Annotated in this window: 22 protein-coding genes and 1 pseudogene; 18 read left to right on the top strand and 5 right to left on the bottom strand. The window is 35.0% G+C overall.

Annotation, left to right across the window (positions count from 1 at the left end; all coding sequences use genetic code 11):
- Positions 1 to 63: 63 nt before the first annotated feature.
- Entirely contained in the window at positions 64 to 345 is a 282-nt protein-coding gene (locus tag ILT06_RS17995) for a hypothetical protein (protein ID WP_098112212.1), read from the bottom strand.
- Positions 346 to 582: 237 nt separating this feature from the next.
- On the opposite strand from ILT06_RS17995, the gene ILT06_RS17990 reads away from it, so the two are divergent.
- From ILT06_RS17990 to ILT06_RS17955, 8 genes and pseudogenes are all read left to right on the top strand, one after another.
- A complete protein-coding gene (locus tag ILT06_RS17990) occupies positions 583 to 1,728 on the top strand; it encodes an MFS transporter (RefSeq protein ID WP_222655342.1) in 1,146 nt (381 codons plus the stop codon).
- 15 nt (positions 1,729 to 1,743) lie between these two features.
- Positions 1,744 to 1,986, top strand: a pseudogene (locus tag ILT06_RS17985) (HesB/YadR/YfhF family protein).
- A 396-nt stretch (positions 1,987 to 2,382) separates the two neighbouring features.
- A complete protein-coding gene (gene mmgD, locus ILT06_RS17980; protein ID WP_064477300.1) occupies positions 2,383 to 3,504 on the top strand; it encodes a citrate synthase in 1,122 nt (373 codons plus the stop codon).
- A 98-nt stretch (positions 3,505 to 3,602) separates the two neighbouring features.
- Entirely contained in the window at positions 3,603 to 5,039 is a 1,437-nt protein-coding gene (gene prpD, locus ILT06_RS17975; protein WP_064477299.1) for a 2-methylcitrate dehydratase, read from the top strand.
- A gap of 18 nt (positions 5,040 to 5,057) precedes the next feature.
- Positions 5,058 to 5,966: a methylisocitrate lyase gene (gene prpB, locus ILT06_RS17970; RefSeq protein WP_063261135.1), complete on the top strand. Its 909-nt coding sequence runs from the start codon at positions 5,058 to 5,060 to the stop codon at positions 5,964 to 5,966.
- A 154-nt stretch (positions 5,967 to 6,120) separates the two neighbouring features.
- Positions 6,121 to 7,830: an acyl-CoA dehydrogenase family protein gene (locus ILT06_RS17965; protein ID WP_222655341.1), complete on the top strand. Its 1,710-nt coding sequence runs from the start codon at positions 6,121 to 6,123 to the stop codon at positions 7,828 to 7,830.
- A 16-nt stretch (positions 7,831 to 7,846) separates the two neighbouring features.
- Positions 7,847 to 8,737, top strand: coding sequence for an NAD(P)-dependent oxidoreductase (locus ILT06_RS17960; RefSeq protein WP_064477297.1), 891 nt, complete (start codon positions 7,847 to 7,849; stop codon positions 8,735 to 8,737).
- Between the two features lie 36 nt (positions 8,738 to 8,773).
- Positions 8,774 to 10,234, top strand: a complete 1,461-nt coding sequence (locus tag ILT06_RS17955; RefSeq protein ID WP_098111958.1) for a CoA-acylating methylmalonate-semialdehyde dehydrogenase — start codon at positions 8,774 to 8,776, stop codon at positions 10,232 to 10,234.
- A gap of 70 nt (positions 10,235 to 10,304) precedes the next feature.
- Here ILT06_RS17955 and ILT06_RS17950 read toward each other — a convergent pair whose 3' ends face one another.
- Positions 10,305 to 10,937 carry a LysE family translocator gene (locus tag ILT06_RS17950; protein ID WP_098111957.1) on the bottom strand — a complete coding sequence of 211 codons (633 nt, stop codon included), beginning with the start codon at positions 10,935 to 10,937 and terminating at the stop codon, positions 10,305 to 10,307.
- Positions 10,938 to 11,156: 219 nt separating this feature from the next.
- Positions 11,157 to 12,212, bottom strand: coding sequence for an enoyl-CoA hydratase/isomerase family protein (locus tag ILT06_RS17945; protein ID WP_222655340.1), 1,056 nt, complete (start codon positions 12,210 to 12,212; stop codon positions 11,157 to 11,159).
- Between the two features lie 316 nt (positions 12,213 to 12,528).
- On the opposite strand from ILT06_RS17945, the gene ILT06_RS17940 reads away from it, so the two are divergent.
- From ILT06_RS17940 to ILT06_RS17925, 4 genes are all read left to right on the top strand, one after another.
- Positions 12,529 to 12,786, top strand: coding sequence for a hypothetical protein (locus tag ILT06_RS17940; RefSeq protein WP_046955733.1), 258 nt, complete (start codon positions 12,529 to 12,531; stop codon positions 12,784 to 12,786).
- Between the two features lie 183 nt (positions 12,787 to 12,969).
- Positions 12,970 to 13,209: a DUF2584 family protein gene (locus ILT06_RS17935; protein ID WP_000667347.1), complete on the top strand. Its 240-nt coding sequence runs from the start codon at positions 12,970 to 12,972 to the stop codon at positions 13,207 to 13,209.
- A 15-nt stretch (positions 13,210 to 13,224) separates the two neighbouring features.
- Complete coding sequence (locus ILT06_RS17930) at positions 13,225 to 14,382, top strand: exonuclease SbcCD subunit D (protein WP_098102830.1); 1,158 nt, start codon at positions 13,225 to 13,227, stop codon at positions 14,380 to 14,382.
- Positions 14,379 to 17,468 carry an SbcC/MukB-like Walker B domain-containing protein gene (locus ILT06_RS17925; protein WP_098102829.1) on the top strand — a complete coding sequence of 1,030 codons (3,090 nt, stop codon included), beginning with the start codon at positions 14,379 to 14,381 and terminating at the stop codon, positions 17,466 to 17,468. The genes ILT06_RS17930 and ILT06_RS17925 overlap by 4 nt, the downstream gene beginning before the upstream one ends.
- 123 nt (positions 17,469 to 17,591) lie before the next feature.
- Here ILT06_RS17925 and ILT06_RS17920 read toward each other — a convergent pair whose 3' ends face one another.
- On the bottom strand, positions 17,592 to 17,765 hold the full coding sequence (locus ILT06_RS17920; protein WP_064477291.1) for a hypothetical protein: 174 nt from the start codon (positions 17,763 to 17,765) through the stop codon (positions 17,592 to 17,594).
- Between the two features lie 330 nt (positions 17,766 to 18,095).
- Between ILT06_RS17920 and ILT06_RS17915 the strand changes: the two genes are divergently transcribed.
- Positions 18,096 to 18,395 carry an ArsR/SmtB family transcription factor gene (locus ILT06_RS17915; protein ID WP_064477290.1) on the top strand — a complete coding sequence of 100 codons (300 nt, stop codon included), beginning with the start codon at positions 18,096 to 18,098 and terminating at the stop codon, positions 18,393 to 18,395.
- Between the two features lie 58 nt (positions 18,396 to 18,453).
- Here ILT06_RS17915 and ILT06_RS17910 read toward each other — a convergent pair whose 3' ends face one another.
- The gene (locus tag ILT06_RS17910) at positions 18,454 to 18,639 is read right to left on the bottom strand and encodes a YkvS family protein (protein WP_000646787.1); all 186 of its coding nucleotides are present in this window, start codon (positions 18,637 to 18,639) and stop codon (positions 18,454 to 18,456) included.
- Between the two features lie 489 nt (positions 18,640 to 19,128).
- On the opposite strand from ILT06_RS17910, the gene ILT06_RS17905 reads away from it, so the two are divergent.
- The 5 genes from ILT06_RS17905 to ILT06_RS17885 all read left to right on the top strand — a co-directional run bounded on the left by ILT06_RS17905 (position 19,129) and on the right by ILT06_RS17885 (position 25,533).
- A complete protein-coding gene (locus ILT06_RS17905) occupies positions 19,129 to 20,331 on the top strand; it encodes an L-lactate MFS transporter (protein ID WP_064477288.1) in 1,203 nt (400 codons plus the stop codon).
- Between the two features lie 637 nt (positions 20,332 to 20,968).
- Positions 20,969 to 21,754 (top strand): 2,3-dihydro-2,3-dihydroxybenzoate dehydrogenase, encoded by a 786-nt coding sequence (gene dhbA, locus ILT06_RS17900; RefSeq protein ID WP_064477287.1) that lies wholly within the window; start codon positions 20,969 to 20,971, stop codon positions 21,752 to 21,754.
- A gap of 26 nt (positions 21,755 to 21,780) precedes the next feature.
- On the top strand, positions 21,781 to 22,980 hold the full coding sequence (gene dhbC / locus ILT06_RS17895) for an isochorismate synthase DhbC (protein ID WP_098102828.1): 1,200 nt from the start codon (positions 21,781 to 21,783) through the stop codon (positions 22,978 to 22,980).
- Positions 22,981 to 22,992: 12 nt separating this feature from the next.
- Positions 22,993 to 24,609, top strand: a complete 1,617-nt coding sequence (locus ILT06_RS17890; protein ID WP_222655339.1) for a (2,3-dihydroxybenzoyl)adenylate synthase — start codon at positions 22,993 to 22,995, stop codon at positions 24,607 to 24,609.
- Positions 24,610 to 24,639: 30 nt separating this feature from the next.
- Positions 24,640 to 25,533 (top strand): isochorismatase family protein, encoded by an 894-nt coding sequence (locus ILT06_RS17885; RefSeq protein WP_064477284.1) that lies wholly within the window; start codon positions 24,640 to 24,642, stop codon positions 25,531 to 25,533.
- The last annotated feature ends 1 nt before the right edge of the window (position 25,534 follow it).

The following is a 25,534-nucleotide window of genomic DNA, read 5'->3' as shown; positions in this document are numbered from 1 at the left end:
CTACATAATTTTTTATTTGAAGTATTATTTTCGTTAAAATGCAGCAGCTATGCAAGGATGAATTTAAATGTTAAAAGTACCGTAGAAATTTTGAAAATAAATGGAAGGGAAATGATAAAAAACTTGAGCCTGAGGTAGTGGAGGATAACTTTGGCTATGAAAAGTGGTACTACTTGGATGCGTGCCATGATGCCAAAATGATGGGGTAACTTGACCGGGAATTTGATATTGTTGCCAAGTTGTGGGAAGTTCAATTCCTACATCGGAGCTAGCCGTATGTACGGCTGGAACGTGTATTTCGGGGGTCGAAGGAACGACGACTGTCACTCTTGAAGATACCCACATAACATAATCACTCCTAAGTTGTGATAATAAAGTAGTATATTCTATTCACGCGTATAAAGGTACATATAGATAGGACTTTAGGCTAATGTATACGTATAAAGTTGTAAGACCAATTTATATTGATGGTGGACCATTTATTATAAAAAGTTACGTCTATTTACGGAGGGAAAAGGGACTAAGAAAATGTAAAATGGAGGTGTTAATTGCAAGAACATACGTATTTATGGAGGAATTTTAATGGAACGATTATGGACGAAATCATTTATTCAAATGACTTTCGCAATGTTATTTTTATTTACAGGATTTTATTTACTAGTTCCAACGCTCCCGCTCTTTATTAAAGAGATTGGTGGCAATGAATCACAAGTTGGACTTATGATGGGAATGTTTACAATAGCAGCAGTTGTAATACGACCGATTATCGGAGGAATGTTAGATCAATATGGGAGAAGATCTTTTATTATTTTCGGACTCTTCTTTTTTGGGATAACGATGTATTCTTATAATTTAGCATCGACTATTGTTCTTTTAGCTGTTTTACGGGTTATTCATGGGGTGACATGGGCTGTTTCTACAACAGCTGTTGGAACAGCGATAACTGATATTATTCCAGATTCACGCCGTGGTGAAGGTATGGGTTGGTACGGGATGTCTATGACAATTGCAATGGCAATCGGCCCAATGATTGGATTATCGGTTGTACAACATTATTCATTTCACGGTCTATTCTTGTTGGCAACTCTTTTATCCTTTATGGCAGTCCTATTATCGTTCATGACGAAAATGCCATTCACACCACAAAAAGAAAAAGGGAAAATGCAGTTGTTTGAAAAATCGGTTCTATCCATTACAATTGTAGTTTTCTTTTTATCATTTGCATATGGAGGAATTACGACGTTTTTACCGCTATTTGCATCTTCAATCGATGTGAATCCTGGGACATTCTTTCTTGTATATGCAGTTGCTTTAACGATTGTAAGACCAATTTCAGGAAAACTATTAGATAAGTATGGAGAAGTATTTATTATACTCCCGGCACTATGTATTACGATTATCGCGATAGTTGTATTAACGATTTCAAATAGTTTAATAGGGGTAGTTATCGCAGCTGCATTATACGGTGTTGGATTCGGTTCAGCACAGCCCGCATTACAAGCAGCGATGCTTACAATTGTTGATCCGAGTAAAAGAGGAGTTGCTAACGCTTCATTCTTTACTGCATTTGATTTAGGGATTGGACTTGGTGCGATTTTACTTGGAGTTATTTCGCAAATGTTTGGTTACCGTATTTTATTTGTAGGTAGTGCAATTTCAGGACTAATCGCTTTCATTATTTTTGTCATTTTTGTAAAACAGCGATTAGGTAAAAAAGAATTTGCGTAAACGGGAGTAACAAAGATGAAAATTTCAATTGAACTTAACGATTTACAATGGTTAAAGGATAACATAATAATAGTTCAATTCAGCCGGCCTATTCTTTAGGGATAGTTTCTGAGAAATCAGATGGGGAAATCGTGTCAGTTGAGAAAGAAGTCATTCTATTTTGGGAGATGTTTATAATCTTTGGTACTTTAAAACTATCATTTAGTTAAATGTTACTATGAGGAAACGGAAGAAATTCAATTTAATTATGTGAAATAATAACTTTTTTAAAAATAAATAAGTTTTATATAAGAATTATATTGATGAGATAGTGAAATAAATATCATGTAGAAACGAGTTGTATATGTGTACAGCTCGTTTTTTTTATTTTCTTAAAAAAATTGGTTGAATGATATATTCTGTGGGATTTTCTGAGTCATCCTTATATTTTGTTTTAATAAGACATATAAAGAAGTCAGTCCTTTCTTTATAAAATGTGAAAATTATTTTTGAAAAATTGTATTGTTACATCGGTAAAAGTATAGGAAACTTATCATTATAAAATAAATTGAAATCTTCTAAAAACTCTGATACATTGAAATAGAAATGTAGTTTCACGATTTTGTAAAGGCTTACAGTTATGTGCACGAAGATCTATTAGGATTGGAGGAAATAATGATGAAAGCTGAAGAAAAATTTTCCCCGGGATTAGATGGTATAGTGGCAGCGGAGACGAAAATTTCGTTTCTTGACACAGTGAAAGGTGAAATTGTAATTCAAGGGTATGATTTAATCGAACTCTCAAAAACAAAAGAGTATTTAGATATTGTGCACCTTTTATTGGAAGAACATCTACCGAATGAGGATGAAAAAGCACAACTTGAAAAGAAATTAAAAGAAGAATACGCGGTACCAGAAGGTGTATTCAACGTATTAAAGGCATTACCGAAAGAAACGCACCCGATGGATGGATTGCGTACAGGTGTGTCCGCATTAGCTGGTTACGATAATGATATCGAAAACCGCTCGTTAGAAGTAAACAAAAGCCGCGGGTACAAATTATTGAGCAAAGTACCAAACATTGTAGCGAATAGCTATCATATTTTAAATAATGAAGAGCCAATCCAGCCTCTTCAAGAATTAACATATAGCGCGAATTTCTTCTATATGTTAACAGGTAAAAAACCAACTGAACTTGAGGAGAAGATCTTTGATCGTTCCCTTGTTTTATATAGTGAACATGAAATGCCAAACTCTACATTTACAGCGCGCGTTATTGCATCAACGCAATCGGACTTATATGGTGCTTTAACAGGGGCAGTTGCATCTTTAAAAGGTAGCTTACACGGTGGTGCGAACGAAGCGGTTATGTACATGCTGTTAGAAGCTGGTAATGTTGAGAAGTTTGAAGAGTTGTTACAGAAGAAATTATATAACAAAGAAAAAATTATGGGCTTTGGACATCGTGTGTACATGAAGAAGATGGATCCAAGAGCACTGATGATGAAGGAAGCTTTGAAGCAGTTATGTGATGTAAAAGGTGATTATACACTATATGAAATGTGTGAAGCTGGAGAAAAGATTATGGAGAAGGAAAAAGGAATTTATCCGAACCTTGATTATTATGCAGCTCCAGTATATTGGATGCTTGGTATTCCAATTCAACTTTACACACCAATCTTCTTTAGCTCTAGAACAGTAGGACTATGTGCGCACGTAATTGAGCAACATGCGAACAATCGATTGTTCCGTCCACGTGTTAATTATATTGGCGAGCGACATGTACTTAGTAAATAAGAACAACTGGGGAGTTGTTAGCGCCGCCCGCTAGATGGGTGTTTGACCGACACCCATCATTAATAATAACGAATTTTCGACAGAAAGGGAAGAATAGTATGATTAAAACAAATGAAATTAAACAAAAAGATGCATTATTAGAAGAAATTGCGGATTATGTATTAAATAAAGAGGTAACTAGTGCAGAAGCATTCAGTACTGCTCGCTACGTATTACTTGATACGCTTGGATGCGGAATTTTAGCACTACAATATCCAGAGTGTACGAAATTACTAGGACCAGTTGTACCAGGAACAATCGTACCAAATGGTACACGTGTACCAGGTACGTCATATGTGCTTGATCCAGTGAAAGGTGCATTTAATATCGGATGTATGATCCGTTGGTTAGACTATAACGATACTTGGCTTGCAGCAGAGTGGGGACATCCATCTGATAACTTAGGCGGAATTTTAGCAGTTGCAGATTATATTAGCCGTGTTCGTATTTCAGAAGGAAAAGAACCATTAAAAGTACGTGAAGTATTAGAAATGATGATTAAAGCACATGAAATTCAAGGTGTACTAGCTTTAGAAAATAGTTTGAATCGTGTTGGTCTTGACCACGTATTATACGTAAAAGTAGCAACAACTGCTGTAGTTGCAAAAATGCTTGGCGGAACACGTGAAGAAATCTTTAATGCATTATCACATGCATGGATTGATAATTCTAGTCTTCGTACATATCGTCATGCACCAAATACTGGCTCACGTAAATCATGGGCAGCAGGTGATGCAACAAGCCGTGGTGTTCATCTTGCAATGACTGCTCTAAAAGGTGAAATGGGTTATCCAACAGCATTATCTGCACCAGGTTGGGGATTCCAAGATGTATTATTCAATAAACAAGAATTAAAGTTAGCAAGACCGTTAGAGTCTTATGTAATGGAAAATGTATTATTTAAAGTTTCATACCCAGCAGAGTTCCATGCACAAACAGCTGCAGAGTGTGCTGTGAAATTACATCCAGAAATTAAAGAAAGATTAGATGAAATTGACCGTATTACAATTACAACTCATGAATCAGCAATTCGTATTATCGATAAAGAAGGTCCATTAAATAACCCAGCTGATCGTGATCATTGCTTACAATACATTACGGCAATTGGTTTATTAAAAGGAGATATCGTTGCGGATGATTATGAGGATGTAGTAGCAAATGATCCACGTGTAGATGAATTACGTAATAAGATGGTTGTTGTTGAAAACAAACAGTACAGTTTAGATTACCTTGACCCGAACAAGCGCTCAATCGCCAACGCTGTTCAAGTTCATTTCAAGAATGGCACTGTAACAGAAAATGTGGAATGTGAATATCCACTTGGTCACCGTTTCCGTAGAGACGAAGCAATTCCAAAAGTTGTTCAAAAATTCACTGCAAATATGGCAGGTCATTATTCTAGTAAGCAGCAAGAACAAATTCATGAAGTTTGTCTAAATGAAGAAAAACTAGAAAATATGAATGTAAACGAATTTGTAGATCTATTTTTAAATTAATGATAGGGGGAATTTAGAATGGCTTGGGTTGTGAATAAACAGTCAACACAAGAGGAGCTTGCGAATCGCTTCCGAGCTTTAGTAGAAGCAAATGAAATTTTGCAAATTCCAGGTGCACATGACGCAATGGCAGCTTTAGTTGCGAGAAATACAGGATTTTCAGCTCTTTATTTATCAGGAGCTGCTTATACTGCAAGTAAAGGACTGCCTGATTTAGGAATCGTGACGTCTACTGAAGTAGCAGAGAGAGCAAGAGATCTAGTAAGAGCTACAGACTTACCAGTTCTTGTTGACATTGATACAGGATTTGGCGGTGTCTTAAACGTAGCGAGAACAGCGGTAGAAATGGTAGAAGCGAAAGTTGCAGCTGTTCAAATTGAAGATCAACAATTACCAAAGAAATGTGGACATTTAAATGGTAAGAAACTCGTTACTACAGAAGAATTAGTTCAAAAGATTAAAGCGATTAAAGAAGTTGCACCAAGCTTATATATTGTGGCACGTACAGATGCTCGAGGTGTAGAAGGCTTAGATGAAGCGATCGATAGAGCGAACGCCTATGTAAAAGCAGGTGCAGATGCGATATTCCCTGAAGCACTTCAATCAGAAGAAGAGTTCCGTCTATTTAATAGTAAAGTAAATGCACCTTTACTTGCGAATATGACTGAGTTCGGGAAAACGCCGTATTATAGTGCAGAGGAATTTGCGAATATGGGCTTCCAAATGGTTATTTATCCTGTAACTTCACTTCGTGTTGCAGCGAAAGCATATGAGAATGTGTTTACTTTAATTAAGGAAACAGGTTCTCAAAAAGATGCACTTTCAAGTATGCAAACGAGAAGTGAGTTATATGAAACAATTTCATATCATGACTTTGAAGAATTAGATACTGGAATTGCAAAAACAGTATTATCAGAGGATCAATAGATAAAACAACTAAGGCGATGAGAATACATCTTTGGCAAAACGAACTGCTTGATGTGAAAATTCATCGCCTTCTGTTTTCAAAAATAAGAAATTCCACTCATCGTAGACAAGCATACGTAGTAGCAAGTAAGGCCGAAATGATAGGGGGATTCAGATGGAGAAAACGAAGTTACCGTGGGATGAATTTTTTTCACTTAATAAAAATGTGAATCATAGTTTCTTTACGCCAGAAGATTTTTCCGGAGATGAAGATTTAATCGCAAAAACGACAGAACAATTCGTTAAACAAGAAATTGTTCCACAAATGGAGACTATTGAACAACATAACTATGAAGTTTCTCGTCAATTATTTGAGAAAGCTGGAGAACTTGGATTATTAAGTATCGAGGTCCCAGAAGAGTACGGTGGATTTGAGTTAGGAAAGGCAGTTTCAGGGCTTGTAGCAGAAAAAATGGGATATGCTGGTGCATTTAGCGTTTCCTTTAATATACACGCTGGTGTAGGTACATTGCCTTACATATATTATGGAACGAAAGAACAAAAAGAAAAATATTTGCCGAAAATTGCGTCTGGAGAATGGATTGGGGCTTATGCTTTAACTGAGCCAAATGCTGGTTCTGATGCTTTAAGTGCAAAAACGAGTGCTGTATTAAATGAAGATGGAACTGCTTGGAAGTTAAATGGTGAGAAGCAGTGGATTACAAATGCTCATATGGCAGATGTATACGTTGTTTTTGCGAAGACAAATAAAGGAATGACAGCGTTTATTGTCGAAAGAACATGTGAAGGTGTATCCATTGGACTAGAAGAAAAGAAAATGGGGATTAAAGGTTCTTCAACGGCTACCCTAATTTTAGAAGATGTTGTCATCCCTGCTGAAAATGTTTTAGGGGAAGTTGGGAAAGGGCATCACGTAGCTCTTAATATCCTTAACTTTGCTAGACTAAAGCTGGCTTTTGGAAATATTGGAACAGCAAAACAAGCAATTGGTTTATCGGTTCAATATGGAAAAGAGCGAAAACAGTTCCAAACAGAATTAGTAGATTTTACGATGATTCAAGAGAAAATTGCAAATATGATCATTGCTACATATGGAGCAGAAAGTGCAGCTTATCGTACAGCAGGTGTCATTGATGAAGCAATTTATGAGAGTGATGAAGATCTTATGAAGAAAATGTCTCAATTTGCAATTGAATGTGCACTTAATAAAGTAAATGCTTCTGAAACACTTGGTCATATCGTAGATGAAGCTGTACAAATTCATGGTGGTTACGGTTATATGCAAGAGTACGAGGTAGAACGATTATATCGTGATGCTAGAATTAGTCGTATTTTTGAAGGAACGAACGAAATTAATAGATTAACAGTTGCCAAAATGTTAATGAAGCAAATGGAACAAATTGAAGATACTGAAGTAGAAATTGATGTAGAAAATGTCGAAAGAAACCATCGTTACATTTTATTAGCAAAAAAATTGTTGAAACAATCTTTGAAAACGCTCTCTAAAACTCCGGGGTTGAAAATTGATCAAGAGCAAGAATATTCACGTGTATTATCAAATATGTTAACGGACGTGTACGTCATGGAATCAGCATTTTTACGTACGAGTAAAGCAATTAGTAAAAATGGTGATGAGAAAGAGCGTACGAAACAAATGATAACTGACGTTATTTGTGAAGAAGGCTATCGTAATGTAGAAGAAGCAGCGGTTTCTATACTTTCAGCGGCTGTCACAGAAGAACAAGATAGACACGTGATTTTAACTGAAATTCGTCAATTATTAGTGCCTTTATACACGAACGTATTTACAAAAAAGAGAGAAATTGCGAAAGCTATTATAAATCGTGGAAAGTATATTGTGTAAATAGGAGGAAAGCGATATGAAAAAGATTGGTTTTATCGGTTTAGGTAACATGGGTCTTCCAATGTCTAAAAATTTAGTTAAATCAAGTTACACAGTATATGGTGTGGATTTAAATAAAGAGGCTGAAGCTTCCTTTGAAAAAGAAGGAGGAATTATCGGCTTATCAATTTCAAAACTAGCAGAAACATGTGATGTGATTTTTACAAGTTTACCTTCACCTCGCGCTGTTGAAGCGGTATATTTTGGCGAAGAAGGCTTATTTGAAAATAGCCATTCGAATGTAATTTTAATTGATACAAGTACTGTATCTCCACAGTTAAACAAACAGTTAGAGGAAGCTGCGAAGGGAAAGAAAGTAGACTTTTTAGCCGCACCTGTTAGTGGTGGGGTAATTGGAGCCGAAAACCGTACATTAACGTTTATGGTTGGTGGATCGAAAGAAGTATATGAGAAAACGGAATCTATCATGAGCGTACTAGGCGCGAATGTTTTCCATGTTAGTGAGAATATTGATAGTGGTACAACAGTGAAATTAATTAATAACTTATTAATTGGTTTTTATACAGCTGGTGTGAGTGAAGCTTTAACATTAGCGAAAAAGAATAATATGGATTTAGATAAAATGTTTGATATTTTAAATGTAAGTTACGGTCAAAGCAGAATTTATGAGCGTAATTATAAAAGTTTCATTGCAACTGAAAACTACGATCCAGGCTTTACTGTAAATTTATTAAAGAAAGATTTAGGATTTGCAGTAGATTTAGCGAAAGAAAGCGAACTGCACTTACCAGTTAGTGAGATGCTATTAAACGTATATGAAGAAGCAAGTGAAGCTGGGTACGGCGAAAACGATATGGCTGCTTTATATAAGAAAGTTAGTGAACAATTAATTTCTAATCAAAAATAATAGAATTATATACATCATAAAAAAGGAGAGAATATAATGATTACAACTGAAATTAAACGAGTAAAAAATCATATTAATGGTGAGTGGGTAGAATCTACTGGTACAGAAGTAGAAGCAGTTCCAAATCCGGCGACTGGAAAAATTATCGCTTACGTTCCATTATCTCCGAAAGAAGATGTTGAAAAAGCTGTTGAAGCGGCAAAAGCAGCATACGAAACATGGTCTAAAGTACCAGTTCCGAATCGTTCAAGACAATTGTATAAATATTTACAGCTTTTACAAGAAAACAAAGACGGGCTTGCAAAAATCATTACGCTAGAAAATGGTAAAACGTTAACGGATGCAACTGGTGAAGTACAGCGTGGGATTGAAGCGGTAGAACTTGCAACATCAGCACCAAATTTAATGATGGGACAAGCTCTTCCGAATATTGCTAGCGGCATTGATGGATCGATTTGGCGCTATCCAATTGGAGTTGTTGCTGGTATTACACCGTTTAACTTCCCAATGATGATTCCATTATGGATGTTCCCACTTGCAATTGCTTGCGGTAATACATTCGTATTAAAAACATCTGAAAGAACGCCACTTTTAGCAGAGCGACTTGTAGAATTATTCTATGAAGCTGGTTTTCCAAAAGGAGTATTAAATTTAGTACAAGGCGGAAAAGATGTTGTAAATAGCATTTTAGAAAGTAAAGATATTCAAGCTGTTTCGTTCGTTGGCTCTGAGCCGGTAGCTCGTTACGTGTATGAAACAGGTACGAAACACGGGAAACGTGTACAAGCGTTAGCTGGTGCGAAAAACCATGCGATTGTAATGCCAGATTGCAATCTTGAGAAAACAGTGCAAGGTGTAATTGGATCTGCATTCGCAAGTAGTGGAGAGCGCTGCATGGCATGTTCAGTAGTAGCGGTAGTAGATGAAATTGCTGATGAATTCATCGACGTACTAGTAGCAGAGACGAAGAAATTAAAAGTAGGTGACGGTTTCCACGAAGATAATTATGTTGGACCATTAATTCGTGAATCTCATAAAGAGCGTGTATTAGGCTATATTAATAGCGGTGTAGCAGATGGAGCAACTTTATTAGTTGATGGCCGCAAAATTAAGGAAGAAGTTGGAGAAGGTTACTTTGTAGGTGCGACAATCTTTGATGGTGTAAATCAAGAAATGAAAATTTGGCAAGATGAAATTTTTGCTCCAGTATTAAGCATTGTACGAGTTAAAGATTTAGAAGAAGGTATTAAATTAACAAATCAATCTAAATTTGCAAATGGCGCGGTTATTTATACGTCAAATGGTAAACATGCACAAACGTTCCGTGATAATATCGATGCTGGTATGATCGGTGTAAACGTAAACGTTCCAGCACCAATGGCATTCTTCGCATTTGCAGGAAATAAAGCTTCCTTCTTTGGTGATTTAGGTACAAATGGTACAGATGGTGTTCAATTCTATACACGTAAAAAAGTTGTAACTGAGCGCTGGTTTTAATATAGAGTGAACAGCCAAATCAGTTGTTAAATGAAAACCACCACTATTAATAGTGGTGGTTTTCGTCTTGTTAATTATTTTTTTCAAAAGCTAGTTTAATACCAAAACCGATTAAGACGATTCCTGTTAAGCCTTGAATATAACGTTGCGTCCTCGATTTTTTCATAAAAGCACTAATTTTATCAATTAAAAATATATAAAAAGCGAACCAAATAACTGTTAAAACGAGGTAAGTAAGACCCATTACGAGAAGTTGGATAAACGTATTATGATTTGGATTTAAAAATTGCGGTAAAAAGGTTAAAAAGAAGACTGCAACTTTAGGGTTTAATAAATTCGTAAGAAATCCTTGGCGAAAGCAAGAAGTGTGTTCATCTTCATTATTTAAAGATATATCGTTCGTATCAAAGCCTTCTTTGTTTCTTACCGCTAAAAGGGCTTTAATGCCAATATAAATTAAATATAGAGCTCCAACGTACTTGAAAATAGAAAATAAAAGAGCTGACTTTACAATAATTGCGGAAAGTCCGATTACTGCTGCTAAAGTATGAATTAAAAGTGCAACACATGTACCGAACACTGTTTTCACTCCACCGACCTTACCAGCAACCAATGTATTTTTCGTCGCCATTGCAGTATCAGGACCGGGTAAAATAATAAGACAAATAGACATAATGATGAAAAGAAAATAATTTTCAATCATAGTTGCTCCTCCTTTTTTATTTTTAGAATATTTGATTAAAAATAGTGTAGCACATATTTTGATTTAATAAAATTAAATTTTATTAAAAATTATTAAATGAGAAAGAGGCTATATAGTAGTGGAATTTCACTACTATATAGCCTCAATTTTAGCCCGCATGACCGGTGAGGGCTAATAATAAGCGGGCAATGCACCCCCACTTATTAATATTTCACCTTATTATGCATTAAGTAAGTTAAAGAATCGATTTACATCTTCTTCTGAAACATCACTTAACTGCTTATATTTATAATTCGGATTTTGATCTTTATCAACGACAACAGAACGTACTCCTTCGAAGAAATCTTCATGTCTCATGAAATTTTTAGCAAGTACAAGGTCGGTAGCGAAACATTCTTCAACGGATTTATCTTGTCCATCAATAAATTGTTTTAATGTTACTTTTAATGAAATAGGGGATTTTGATAATAGCGTTTCGTTTGTTTTTAAAGCAAAGGAACTTTGAGCTTTTTCCAATGAATCGGTGATCTCTTCAATTGTATCGAATGCAAAATGTGAATTCATTTCTTCTAATGAAGGAGCAAGTTCACTTTCTAAGTTTGGAGCAGTTGCAAATGTACGAATGACTTCTTTTAAATTAGTATGTACATCATCTTTTTTATGCCAATTTACACTTTCAAGTTCAGTAAGGAAATTTGGTAATGAATCAGATGTCATAAAGTAATCAGCAGCGTTTATAAATAATACGTCAGCAGCTTTTAAAACAGCTGCTGTTAAAGCAACATATCGGCCAGCAAACCCTGGAGCCTTATTTAAGAAATATGCAGCACCGACGTCTGGGAAGAAGCCGATATTCATCTCTGGCATTGCCCATTTCGTACGCTCAGTTACAATTCGATATTTTGCACCATTTGTAAGACCGACACCACCACCCATTACAATTCCATCTAAACAAGCGATGATTGGTTTTTTATATTGATAAATATATGTATCAATTTCATACTCTTCTTCAAAGAAACATTCCGCATGCTGTAATGCAGCTTCATTTGAACGTGCTTCATAAAGAGTTTTAATGTCGCCGCCTGCACAAAAACCTTTAGTGCCAGCTCCTTTTAATACGATAAGCGCAATTCGCTCATCATGTTCCCATTCTTTCAGTTTTTGCCCGATTGGTTGCAACATGTCATAAGATAAAGAATTAAGTGCTTTTGGGCGGTTTAAAGTAATTGATGCAACGCCGTTTTCGCTAATAGAAAATAAAACGTGTTCAGTCATAATTCATCCTCCCTTACATATCTTCTTATTCTTAATTCTTGATACGTACTGAAATGTCCTTTATAAATTTTGTCTAAAGTTGACGGTATGTGTTAATTTGTATACCGCATATTTTGACGAGATATATTTGCAGGATTTTTGAGGTTGAAAATGAATATTACAACATTACTGTAATTGTAATTATTTGAAATTATCATGATAAACACGCTATTATATATGTGTAAATTGTACATAATCACTTCAAAAAGAGTATTTGAAGTGATTATGATGAAAGAAAAATTGCTTTTCATTAGAAATAGAGAAAGGAGAAATCGGAATGCCAGGACCTTTACTATTGTCGGTGATTATTTTGTCTTCTTTAATGATAGGGATAACGCAGTATTTTCATCATACAGATACGACAGAGGAAGTGAAGGATAAAGTACGGCTTGTATTTCCGATTTTTATCATATCTATTTCTTTTTGCATTTTATTAAATAAGGATGGGTACATTATCGCAGTATTTTCATTTTTTGTAGCGATCGTTTTCATTACAGTTTTATATTATGTAATGAAAGACTTTATACAAAAATAAAGATGTCACATTAGACATTTTTATTTTTACAATAAATAAAATTTCACATACCGTATTATATGTAAAAATAAAAAACATATAGCGGTAGAAAAGTGTGTACTTTGCCGTGTATTTACTTGTCAATCTTGCATAGCCAATATACTATTAATAATGTGGAAATTAGAAAAAGGGGTTGTATCTGTCATGAAATTTGAGATGCACACAAAAATTATTTCAAATGAAAAAGAAGTAAGATTACATATAGAAGAAAACATATTTCAATTAAAATTGGATGGTTATCACTTATTTACAGTTCAAGAAATATTGCCTTTATATAAATCAAATGAAGAAAGAATTGGTAGTGCAATGATACAAAAGTTAGAGTGGGAAAACGGAAAAACTACAATAAACTATCAACTCGTATCACTAAAATCAGTAAATTAAAAGGAGCAGGAAACTATGAAGTTATTTCATACAGCGGATTGGCATTTAGGAAAGCTCGTTCATGGCGTGTATATGACTGAAGATCAAAAGATTGTATTAGATCAGTTTGTACAAGCTGTTGAAGAAGAAAAACCAGATGCGGTAATTATTGCAGGGGATTTATATGACCGAGCAATTCCACCTACGGAAGCAGTAGACTTATTAAATGATGTTTTACAAAAAATAGTGATTGATTTACAAACACCAGTTATCGCGGTTGCAGGAAACCATGATAGTCCAGATCGTATTCACTTTGGAAGTAGTTTAATGAAGAAACAAGGATTATTTATTGTGGGGCAATTTCAATTTCCATATGAGCCAATTATATTAAATGATGAATATGGCGAGGTTCACTTCCATCTCGTTCCATATGCGGATCCAAGCATAGTTAGACATGTTTTGAAAAACGAAGATGTACGTTCTCATGATGATGCGATGCGTATTTTTATGAATGAGCTTTCTGAAACGATGGATAAAGAAGCAAGACATGTATTTGTTGGTCATGCATTTGTAACTTCTGCGGGAGAAGCGGAAGAGAATACAAGTGATGCAGAACGATCACTTTCAATTGGTGGTGCTGAATACGTAAATAGTCATTATTTTGATAAGTTTCATTACACAGCGCTTGGACATTTACATCAAGCGCATTTCGTACGTAATGAGACAGTTCGATATTCAGGTTCTCCACTTGCATATTCTATTTCTGAAGAAAAACATAAAAAAGGATATTATATTGTGGAACTGGACGAGCAAGGTGAAGCAACAATTGAAAAAAGGTTACTTGCACCACGTCGTAAAATTCGAACAGTAGAAGCGAAAATAGATGAATTATTACAACATCCAGTAAGTGAAGATTACGTGTTTGTAAAATTATTAGACGAAAATCCTGTCTTGCAGCCAATGGAAAAAATACGCTCTGTATATCCAAATGCAATGCATGTTGAAAGATCTATTCAAAGACGAGAGTTCACAGAGTCAAATGAAGTAACTGTTTCAAGACATAAAACGGATGATTTATCGTTATTAAAGGCTTTTTATAAAGAAATGAAAGGCTTAGATTTATCAGAAGAGAAAGAACGTCTATTTGTAGAAGTACTACAAACAGTGCAAGAACGGGAAGGTGAACGAGGATGAGACCGATTCAGCTAATTATGACAGCATTTGGGCCATATAAACAGAAAGAAGTAATCGATTTTAACGATCTTGGAGATCATCGTATTTTCGCCATTTCTGGGAATACAGGAGCTGGAAAGACAACGATTTTTGATGCGATTTGTTATGTGTTATATGGTGAGGCAAGCGGAGAAGAACGTAGTGATACGAGCATGCTTCGCAGTCAATTTGCTGATGATAATATGTATACAAGTGTAGAACTAACCTTTCAGTTAAAAGGGAAACGTTATGAAATAAAACGACAACTTGGACATAAAAAACAAGGGAACAAGACAATTACGGGACATGCAGTAGAACTATATGAAGTGATTGATGAAGAAAATGTTCCAGCTGTTGATCGTTTCCATGTAACGGATGTAAATAAAAAAGTGGAAGATTTAATTGGTTTAAGTAAACATCAATTTAGCCAAATTGTTATGTTACCACAAGGGGAATTCCGAAAACTATTAACATCTGAGACAGAAAACAAAGAAGAAATTTTACGTCGAATTTTTAAAACGGATCGTTATAAGTTAATGCGTGAGTTACTTGATCAAAAACGAAAACAATGGAAAGACGTTTTACAAGAAAAGCAGAAAGAGCGAGAGTTATACTTCCGTAATGTTTTTAAATTACCAATCCGCGATGGAGCATTATTAGAGACATTAGTGGAACAAGAACATGTAAACACGCATCAAGTAGTAGAAGCATTAGAACAAGAAACAGCTGCGTATAAGGTAGAGGTTGAGCAATTACAACTAGAACAAGATGTTCAAACGAAGCAATTAAAAGATGCTGAAACTCGTTTTCATACAGCGAAATCTGTAAATGAGAAATTTATAGATTTACAACAAAAGAATGAGAAATATAATACTTTACAAGAAAATCGTACCGTTATTGAAATGAAAGAAACATCTTTTAAACGTGCGGAAGAAGCGAAGCGCTTATTACCATTTGAACAATGGTATGAAGAAGCAATGCAAAATGAGCAGAAGGCTGAAAGTTTGTTAAAACAAATAATCGCCAAAAAAGAAAATATAACGAGTAGCTTTGAACTTGCTCAGGAGAAATATGAAGCAGTAAAGAATAAAGAACCTGAGAGAGAAAATGCAAAAAAACTTGTTCAAAGATTAGAAGAGTTACAACCGATTATTGCATCATTGGCTGAGAAACAATTGAATTTAAAAAATGCAGAACTTCAAGTAGGGAAACTAAAAGAAAGTATGCAAAACTTAGATCGACAATTAGAGGAGCATACAAATCAAAAACAGCTAATGTCTGGTGAATTACAGCAATTAGAACGAGCACTTGAGCAATATGTAGCTAAAGTAGAAGAACTAACGAATATGCGAGAAGATGCAAAAGTTTTAAAGCAAGCATATGATGTTTGGCAAGAAAAACAAAAATTCGAGAACGAAAAAGAAGCGGCATACAATAAGATGCAAATGGCAGTGAACGCATATGAAAATATGGAACGCCGCTGGTTAAGTGAACAAGCTGGTATATTAGCTCTTCATTTACATGATGGTGGATCTTGTCCAGTATGCGGTAGTACGAACCATCCGAAAAAAGCTACAGAACAAAGTAATGCGATCGATGAAAAAGAGTTAAATGATTTAAGAGACAAGAAGAATATTGCTGAAAAGTTACATGTTCAATTAGAGGAGAAATGGAATTTCTATCATCTTCAATATGAGCAGGTAATAGAAGATGTTAAGAAGCGAGGCTATCGCTCGGAAGAATTAGTTGAAACATATAGTGCGCTTGTTCAAAAGGGAAAGCAATTAGCAACTGAAGTGAATACGTTAAAAGCAAGCGAAGAAACGCGTAAGCAAACTGCTGTGAATATAAAAAGCGTAGAAGAAAAAATAGATGCACTTCAAAAGCAAAAGCGTGAGGTAGAAACAGAGCAGCACCGTATAGAAATGGAGTGTATGCAGCTTCGTACGTCATATGAACATGATAAGAAAAATATTCCTGAAAACTTACAAACAGTCCAAGCTTGGAAAGTCCAGTTTGACCAAGCTATGCATGAACTCAAATTAATGGAGGACGAATGGAAGAAAGTGCAGGAAGCGTATCAACATTGGCAAAATGAAAATATACGAATTCAAGCAGAACAGGAAAGTGCTTCTAATCAATTTGAAGGTACAAAATTAAAGAAAGAAGAGACGTTTACGCGCTTTATGAAAGAGCTTGAACAGAGCGGATTTACAGATCAATCCACGTATAAAGAAGCTAAATTAAGTGATATTGAGATGGAGATGTTACAAAAAGAAATTCAAAGTTATTATTCATCTCTTGAAGTGCTTGCAAAACAAATTGAAGAGTTACATGCTGAATTAAAAGATAAAGAGTACATGGATATTACGGCGTTAGGTGAACACATAATAGAATTACAAATTAATCTCGATATAATAAAAGAAAAACGCCAACGTGCGCAAACTGCGGTAACATATATTTCTGATTTACATGAAAACATTAGACGAATTGATGAACAAATTCATGAGGAAGAAAAAGCTTTCCAAGAACTTGTTGATTTATATGAAGTAATGAAAGGTGATAACGAAAGCCGTATATCATTTGAACGTTACATCTTAATTGAGTATTTAGAACAAATTGTTCAAATTGCAAACGAACGATTACGTAAATTATCAAATGGACAATTTTATTTAAAACGAAGTGAACGAGTTGAGAAGAGAAATCGTCAAAGTGGATTAGGCTTAGATGTATACGACGCATATACAGGTCAAACACGCGATGTAAAAACATTATCTGGCGGTGAGAAATTTAATGCATCACTTTGTTTAGCGCTTGGAATGGCAGACGTCATTCAATCGTATGAAGGTGGTATTTCCATCGAAACGATGTTTATCGACGAAGGTTTTGGTTCATTAGATGAGGAGTCATTAACAAAAGCAGTTGACGCCTTAATTGACTTACAAAAATCAGGCCGATTTATCGGTGTTATTTCACACGTTCAAGAGCTGAAAAACGCAATGCCGGCTGTGTTAGAAGTAACGAAGCAGAAGGATGGGTGTAGTCAGACTAGGTTTGTGGTGAAGTAAGTTCAATTGTAATTCATGCACAAAGTATTGTTTGCGATTTTCTAGTAAAGAACTTATGAACAAACAAATGCCGTCTCTTTTTAGAGACGGCATTTGTTTGTTATTCAGAATTAAATAATTCACCTAAGAGTTATCTGTAGAAGGCGGTGTATTTTCCAAGCGATTATACGTTTTAAAGGCCGAAATTGCCGAGATAACACCACCGACTAAAAATAAAGCTGATCCACCGACCAATATGATACGACTGACATATGTTTCGTGCGCTTCTTCAACTTCTTCTTGTAACATTGTTGGCATTTGAAATCCCCCTAAACAACATTTATTTTGTAGATAGTATATACAAACGCCTAAAATATGTTAAAATCACTGGATAGTATTATGAGGATGTATATAGTTAGATGTGAATTGTTTGAAAAATCTTCATTACAAATTTATGCTAACTTCACATAGAGCACATATTAAAATTGTATTATGTATATGTACCAAATAAATAAAGTGAATTGTATTTCGTTCTGTTTTTAAAAATTTAAAATTCTATTATTTTTATATAAAGGTTTCACATCGGAGTTTTAAATATTTTGGAAATAGATCTAAATAAGAGGAATTCATATAAAAGGGGAATGTCTTATGACAACATATACGAATGAAATGAGAAAAAGTTTAGTTTCAGAAGAAGATGTAGATATTTTAAAAATCATGGCGCATCCAATCCGATTACAAATTGTAAATGAATTAAGTACGAGAAAAACTTGTAACGTAACACAATTAACAGAATTACTAAATATTCCACAATCGACTGTTTCGCAACATTTATCAAAAATGAAAGGTAAAGTGTTACGAGCTGAGCGAAGAGGTTTAGAAATTTATTATCATATTAATAATTTAAAAGCGAGTAAGATTGTAAGTGTTTTAGGATATATAAACTAATGAAGTGTTTTCATATAAAATAGCCGCTGCTGGTGAGCAGGGGCTATTTTTTGTTGTTTTATGTATTCGCATTTAAAATTTTATAGTTTTTATGATTTACAATTGTTCGATCAAATTCAAAAGTACCACCGCTTACATCTGTAATTTCAACTAAGACCGATTCAGTATAAAGTTTTAGTACAGATCCCGTAATTTTTAAATTATTTCGTTGAAAAAGTATAGTATCGCCTACGTTTGCTTTCATAGTACCTCCTCATTAAAGACAGAAATATTTTTTTATTATATATATTAAACCACGTAAAGCTATATTAGTGAATATTTAGTTTTATTTTTTTAAAAAATATTTGTTGTTTTATTGATTAATAAAACTAAAGTACATCGTAGTGTAAAAAGTGTTTTTTTCTGTTTGTATAGGAAAATCAAAATTTTGCAATCTAGCCATCATATAAATTGAGACATAATTTTTATAAAAGAAGATGATAAAACCGCTGTAAGTCGTATTGATGCAAAACATTATAATAGCTACTTACGTATTTAATAATTCGTTTTTTGTATTTCGACCTTCGTTTTCTGTAACTGATTCCATATTTTTGACGCTCTATCTTGTAAGTGCTTACATAATCAGGGACATCTTATACAATGAAGGTGTTAAATCAAATGAGGTGGCCAATATGAACATAAAAAAAGAAAATTTAGCGAATAGCATTGAAATAGAAAGAGGAGGCGGAATGATATGAAAAAATCAAATGTTAATCCATGGCTTGTTGTCCTTGGCACAGTCATAGTACAAATGGGACTTGGGACGATATATACATGGAGTTTATTCAATCAGCCTTTAGTTAGTAAATATGGTTGGAGTCTAAACGCTGTTGCTATAACTTTCTCAATTACTAGTCTTTCCTTAGCGTTTTCAACTTTATTTGCGAGTAAATTGCAAGAAAAGTGGGGACTTCGAAAACTTATTATGATAGCTGGACTAGCGTTAGGACTAGGATTAATACTTAGTTCACAAGCTTCCTCATTATTATTGCTTTATGTACTAGCAGGGGTTGTTGTAGGTTATGCAGATGGTACAGCATATATCACTTCACTATCCAATTTAATAAAGTGGTTTCCAAAGCGTAAAGGTTTAATTGCTGGTATTTCTGTCTCTGCATATGGTTCGGGTAGCTTAATCTTTAAATATATTAACGCACAGTTAATTGAATCAGTTGGTGTATCACAAGCGTTTATATACTGGGGTTTAATTGTTACAGCTATGATTGTCCTTGGCGCTTGTTTAATCCATCAAGCTGCAGATCAAGGAGCAGTTCATGAAACAAAAACTCAGGAATATACAACGAAAGAAATGTTAGGCACAAAACAAGTATACTTATTATTTATTATGTTATTTACATCATGTATGAGTGGCTTATACTTAATTGGTATGGTAAAAGACATTGGTGTTCAACTTGTAGGGCTTAGCGCAGCGACAGCAGCTAATGCGGTGGCTATGGTTGCAATCTTCAATACATTAGGTCGTATTATTTTAGGACCGTTATCAGATAAAATTGGCCGTTTAAAAATCGTTACTGGTACATTTGTTGTTATGGCAGCTTCAGTCTTGGTTTTAAGTTTCGTAGATTTAAATTATGGTATCTACTTCGTATGTGTAGCAAGCGTAGCGTTTTGCTTTGGTGGAAATATCACTATTTTCCCAGCTATCGTTGGTGATTTCTACGGTATGAAAAACCATAGTAAGAACTACGGAATTGTGTATCAAGGATTTGGATTTGGAGCACTTGCAGGTTCCTTTATCGGTGCTCTTCTAGGTGGATTCAAACCAACCTTCACGGTGATCGGTGTATTATGTGTCGTATCATTTGTTATCGCAATATTAATTCAAGCACCTAAGCAGAAAAAAGAAAAAGAAGAAGAGTATCGCAGTGTAGCATAAGTATATAAATCTTCTATCACACTATAAATACGAAAAAGCATCCTATTAAATAGGGTGCTTTTTTATGAATGGTTGTAACGAAGTTATATAATTTTTGGGATTTTTTGAGACAAAAAAGTTAGTGAAATACCAATTTGGATTATATTGGAATATTGAAAAATGATACATCATATTCGAAATACGAATTAAATCTTAAATTATAAACAAGACATACATTAGTAATTGCAAGATATATTTTATCGGTATTTTCAGAAAAATATTGAGAAAATATGTACTTGAGTTTTTGATAAGGCTTTGTAAATGAAGGTATCTACAGTTAATCTTCTACAAGTTTAAAAAGAGGGGGATGAATTAAATGTGTAATGTAAGTACTTATTAATGCTTTTAGATGTAATTGTATTGAGAATCACTAAAATTTTTTATCTGAAAAATAAAAATAGGTTGACAAGTTTATTGAGAAAGACTATCATTTCGGTGTAAGAATATTAAATGAAAAACATTATCAATGAATAATATTTTGATGAAAAGTACACTTGACCAATTAGTTTAGTAAGTGTATTATTTTTTACATCGATAATGATAATCGTTATCATTATTTGTTTAATTAGATTAATTTTCAAATGAAAGGATAGAGGAAATGAACATAGGGGAATTTGATAAGAAAACGGTTTTAGTAACTGGTGCAGCCCAAGGTATAGGTAGTGTTGTAGCAAACATGTTTTTAGAAAGAGGAGCTACAGTTATTGCGGCTGATCAAACTGAAGAGGGGTTAAACGTACTCTTAAATCAAAATGAATTAAATGAAACACGTGTGAAAACGTTTCGTTTAGATGTGAGTGATAGTGTCGCTGTTGAAGATATGGTAAAGAGTATTGAAAATGATATAGCACCGATAGATATATTAGTAAATGTTGCAGGAGTTTTACGTATGGGAGCAATTCACTCTTTAAGTGATGAAGATTGGAATAAAACATTCTCTGTAAATTCTACAGGAGTTTTCTATATGTGCCGAGCAGTAAGTAAATATATGATGCAAAGAAAGTCAGGGGCAATTGTTACAGTTGGTTCAAATGCAGCAAATACGCCCAGAATGGAGATGGCTGCGTATGCTGCATCAAAAGCTGCAACGACGATGTTTATGAAGTGTTTAGGATTGGAACTTGCAGCGTATAACATTCGCTGTAACTTAGTTTCTCCAGGTTCTACTGAAACTGAAATGCAAAGGTTACTATGGGCTGATGAGAATGGAGCAAAAAATATAATTGCGGGTTCTCAAGATACGTATAGACTCGGTATACCGTTACAAAAAATTGCACAGCCTTCAGAAGTTGCTGAAGCAGTATTGTTTTTAGCTTCAGATAAAGCGAGTCATATTACAATGCACAATTTATGTGTCGATGGCGGAGCTACATTAGGAGTTTAATAAAAAATTCAGGGGGTTACTATACTATGAATGAATTTACGGCTGTAAAGGAACTGTCAGAAAAATTACTAGAAGATTATAAGACTGAATCTTCATTCTTTTTTGCTTCACCAACTCGAACGATATTGACAGAAGGAGGATTTACTACAGTAAAGCATCGTGAAATTGAAAGTTTCCCAGAGCTTGTGCAAGCAGTATTACGTAATGCAAAACAAGCAGGAAATCCGAATCCTATCGTTGTCGGTGCCTTGCCATTTGATCGAAGAAAAGAAGTTCAACTTATCGTACCAGAATATAGTAGGATTTCCGAGTGTTTACAATTGGATACAACAAATCAGCTTGAAACACATGAGAACTTAACATTTGAAATGACGCCTGTACCAGATCCTGAAGTTTATATGAATGGTGTAAAGCAAGGGATTCAAAAAATAAAGGACGGCGATTTAAAGAAAATCGTTCTATCTAGATCGCTAGATGTTGAATCTTCCGAAAAGATTGATAAGCAAAAACTCCTTCGAGAATTAGCAGAGCATAATAAGCATGGTTATACATTTGCTGTGAATTTACCGGAAGATGAAAACGAGTGTAATAAGACATTAATTGGAGCAAGTCCTGAATTACTCGTTTCACGTAATGGTATGCAAGTTATTTCTAATCCGTTAGCTGGTTCAAGACCACGTAGTGATGATCCAGTAGAAGATAAGAGAAGAGCAGAGGAATTACTTTCTTCTCCGAAAGATTTACATGAACATGCGGTAGTAGTGGAAGCGGTTGCTGCTGCGCTTCGTCCATACTGTCATACATTACATGTTCCGGAAAAACCAGCCGTTATTCATAGTGAAGCGATGTGGCATTTGTCTACTGAAGTGAAAGGTGAACTAAAGGATCCAAATACTACTTCTTTGGAATTAGCAATTGCTCTTCATCCTACGCCAGCAGTTTGCGGTACGCCGATGGAAGAAGCGAGAGAGGCGATTCAAAAAATTGAGCCATTTGACCGTGAATTCTTTACAGGAATGCTAGGGTGGAGCGATTTAAATGGAGATGGTGAATGGATTGTTACAATTCGCTGTGCTGAAGTGCAGGAAAATACACTTCGATTATTTGCAGGAGCAGGAGTTGTTGCTGAGTCAAAACCAGAAGATGAGTTAGCAGAAACATCAGCTAAGTTCCAAACAATGCTGAAGGCTTTAGGATTAAGAGATAATTCGCTGAATCAAAAATAGGGGGAAGAAAGAATGTTAACAGGTTATACGGAATGGCCAGAAGAATTTGCAAATCGTTATCGAGAAGTAGGATGTTGGCCTGGAGAAACTTTTGGTTCGTTGTTAAGAGAACGTGCTGAAAAGCATGGAGATGAAATTGCGATTGTAAGTGGTGATACGCAAATAACATATAGTGAGCTTGATAAAAAAGTAGATCGCTTAGCTGCAGGCTTACTGGATTTAGGAATAAAGCAAGAGGATCGAGTTGTAATCCAATTACCTAACATTATCGAGTTTTTCGAAATATGCTTTGCGCTATTTCGCATTGGGGCACTTCCTGTTTTTGCACTACCTTCACATCGAAGCAGTGAAATTAGTTATTTTTGCGAGTTTGGTGAGGCGAGTGCTTACGTTATTTCAGATAAGGCTCTCGGCTTTGATTACCGAAAACTAGCAAGAGAAGTAAAAGAAAAAGTGCCTACTTTACAACATGTAATCGTAGTAGGAGAAGAAGAAGAATTTGTGAGTATAAATGAACTTTACATGGATCCCGTTCCATTACCAGAAGTTCAGCCAAGTGATGTTGCGTTTCTCCAATTATCAGGAGGGACAACAGGACTTTCTAAATTAATTCCTAGAACACATGATGACTATATTTATAGTTTACGTGTTAGTGCTGAAATTTGTAATTTGAATGCAGATAGCGTCTATATGGCTGTTCTTCCAGTAGCACACAATTACCCGATGAGTTCGCCTGGTACATTTGGAACTTTCTATGCGGGTGGAAAAGTAGTGTTGGCAACTGGTGGTAGCCCAGATGAGGCATTTGCTCTTATAGAAAAAGAAAAAGTTACGATTACTGCTCTCGTTCCACCATTAGCAATGATTTGGCTTGATGCAGCTTCTTCTCGTAATAACGATTTATCGAGCTTAGAAGTGATTCAAGTAGGTGGTGCTAAGTTTAGCGCTGAGGTTGCAAAGCGCATACACCCTACATTTGGATGTACGTTACAGCAAGTGTTCGGTATGGCAGAAGGGTTAGTAAATTACACAAGATTAAATGATCCTGAAGAAATCATCATTCATACACAAGGGAGACCGATGTCTACATTCGATGAAGTAAGGGTCGTTGATGAAAATGATAACGATGTGAAACCTGGTGAAGTAGGTAGTTTATTAACACGAGGGCCATATACAATTCGTGGCTATTATAAAGCGGAAGAGCATAATGCAAGGTCATTTACTGAAGATGGATTTTATCGCACAGGTGATCTTGTAAAAGTAAATGAACAAGGTTACATCATTGTAGAAGGTAGAGATAAAGATCAAATTAACCGTGGTGGCGAGAAGGTTGCTGCTGAAGAAGTTGAAAATCATTTATTAGCACATGATGCAGTACATGATGTAGCCATTGTATCAATGCCTGATGATTATTTAGGGGAACGTACTTGTGCCTTTGTTATAGCTCGAGGACAAGCTCCAACAGTAAGCGAATTAAAAATGTTTTTAAGAGAACGGGGTATAGCGGCTTATAAGATTCCAGATCGAATTGAATTTATTGATTCATTCCCGCAAACAGGTGTTGGAAAGGTAAGCAAAAAAGAGTTACGTAAAGTCATTACTGAAAAACTTATTACGGTAAAACAATAAAAAATATAAAAATTGGAAGGAAGTGATTAGATGGCTATCCCATCTATTTCAGTATACAAAATGCCAGTTGAATCAGAACTACCAAAAAATAAAGTGAACTGGAAACCAGATCCGAAACGTGCGGTTCTTCTAATCCATGACATGCAAGAATATTTTCTTGATGCATATAGCGATAAAGAATCACCAAAAGTAGAACTTATTTCAAATATTAAGGTGATTAGAGAAAAATGTAAGGAACTTGGTATACCAGTTGTTTATACAGCACAACCAGGTGGACAAACGTTAGAACAACGAGGGTTATTACAAGATTTCTGGGGGGACGGTATTCCTGCTGGACCAGATAAAAAGAAAATTGTCGATGAACTTACTCCTGATGAGGATGATATATTCTTAACAAAATGGAGATATAGTGCATTTAAAAAGACAAATCTATTAGAAATCTTAAATAAACAGGGAAGAGATCAACTTATTATTTGCGGTATTTATGCGCATATCGGCTGCCTTTTAACAGCTTGCGAAGCATTTATGGATGGTATAGAGCCGTTCTTTGTAGCAGATGCAGTTGCTGATTTTTCATTAGAGCATCATAAACAAGCATTGGAGTATGCATCTAATAGATGTGCAGTAACGACATCAACAAACATACTGTTAAAAGATTTACAAAGTGTAAAAAGTGATGAGAGTGAAGGAATCACTATACAGGAAGTGCATGAACTAGTTGCACAACTACTTCGTGAGCCAGTAGTGAGTATTGATATTGATGAGGACTTACTAAATAGAGGACTTGATTCGGTCAGAATTATGAGTTTAGTAGAGAAGTGGCGTCGCGAAGGGAAAGAAATAACTTTTGCAGATTTAGCAGAACGTCCAACTGTTTCCGATTGGTACAGTTTACTATCTTCACAGACAGCACAGGTACTGTAAC

This window comes from Bacillus sp. 17RED48, from assembly GCF_019837545.1.
Classification (GTDB): Bacteria; Bacillota; Bacilli; order Bacillales; family Bacillaceae_G; genus Bacillus_A; species Bacillus_A wiedmannii.
Note: the sequence above shows the minus strand (reverse complement) of the source record. Positions and strands in the feature narration are given on the sequence as shown.

Bases quoted from the DNA above. Each gene is read 5' to 3' on its own strand.
- ILT06_RS17890 (WP_222655339.1), top strand. From the start codon at position 22,993: ATGTTAACAGGTTATACGGAATGGCCAGAAGAATTTGCAAATCGTTAT.
- ILT06_RS17945 (WP_222655340.1), bottom strand. From the start codon at position 12,212: ATGACTGAACACGTTTTATTTTCTATTAGCGAAAACGGCGTTGCATCA.
- ILT06_RS17940 (WP_046955733.1), top strand. From the start codon at position 12,529: ATGCCAGGACCTTTACTATTGTCGGTGATTATTTTGTCTTCTTTAATG.
- prpB (WP_063261135.1), top strand. From the start codon at position 5,058: ATGGCTTGGGTTGTGAATAAACAGTCAACACAAGAGGAGCTTGCGAAT.
- dhbA (WP_064477287.1), top strand. From the start codon at position 20,969: ATGAACATAGGGGAATTTGATAAGAAAACGGTTTTAGTAACTGGTGCA.
- ILT06_RS17960 (WP_064477297.1), top strand. From the start codon at position 7,847: ATGAAAAAGATTGGTTTTATCGGTTTAGGTAACATGGGTCTTCCAATG.
- ILT06_RS17905 (WP_064477288.1), top strand. From the start codon at position 19,129: ATGAAAAAATCAAATGTTAATCCATGGCTTGTTGTCCTTGGCACAGTC.
- ILT06_RS17955 (WP_098111958.1), top strand. From the start codon at position 8,774: ATGATTACAACTGAAATTAAACGAGTAAAAAATCATATTAATGGTGAG.
- ILT06_RS17920 (WP_064477291.1), bottom strand. From the start codon at position 17,765: ATGCCAACAATGTTACAAGAAGAAGTTGAAGAAGCGCACGAAACATAT.
- ILT06_RS17910 (WP_000646787.1), bottom strand. From the start codon at position 18,639: ATGAAAGCAAACGTAGGCGATACTATACTTTTTCAACGAAATAATTTA.
- dhbC (WP_098102828.1), top strand. From the start codon at position 21,781: ATGAATGAATTTACGGCTGTAAAGGAACTGTCAGAAAAATTACTAGAA.
- ILT06_RS17915 (WP_064477290.1), top strand. From the start codon at position 18,096: ATGACAACATATACGAATGAAATGAGAAAAAGTTTAGTTTCAGAAGAA.
- ILT06_RS17995 (WP_098112212.1), bottom strand. From the start codon at position 345: ATGTGGGTATCTTCAAGAGTGACAGTCGTCGTTCCTTCGACCCCCGAA.
- prpD (WP_064477299.1), top strand. From the start codon at position 3,603: ATGATTAAAACAAATGAAATTAAACAAAAAGATGCATTATTAGAAGAA.
- ILT06_RS17950 (WP_098111957.1), bottom strand. From the start codon at position 10,937: ATGATTGAAAATTATTTTCTTTTCATCATTATGTCTATTTGTCTTATT.
- ILT06_RS17930 (WP_098102830.1), top strand. From the start codon at position 13,225: ATGAAGTTATTTCATACAGCGGATTGGCATTTAGGAAAGCTCGTTCAT.
- mmgD (WP_064477300.1), top strand. From the start codon at position 2,383: ATGATGAAAGCTGAAGAAAAATTTTCCCCGGGATTAGATGGTATAGTG.
- ILT06_RS17990 (WP_222655342.1), top strand. From the start codon at position 583: ATGGAACGATTATGGACGAAATCATTTATTCAAATGACTTTCGCAATG.
- ILT06_RS17885 (WP_064477284.1), top strand. From the start codon at position 24,640: ATGGCTATCCCATCTATTTCAGTATACAAAATGCCAGTTGAATCAGAA.
- ILT06_RS17935 (WP_000667347.1), top strand. From the start codon at position 12,970: ATGAAATTTGAGATGCACACAAAAATTATTTCAAATGAAAAAGAAGTA.
- ILT06_RS17925 (WP_098102829.1), top strand. From the start codon at position 14,379: ATGAGACCGATTCAGCTAATTATGACAGCATTTGGGCCATATAAACAG.
- ILT06_RS17965 (WP_222655341.1), top strand. From the start codon at position 6,121: ATGGAGAAAACGAAGTTACCGTGGGATGAATTTTTTTCACTTAATAAA.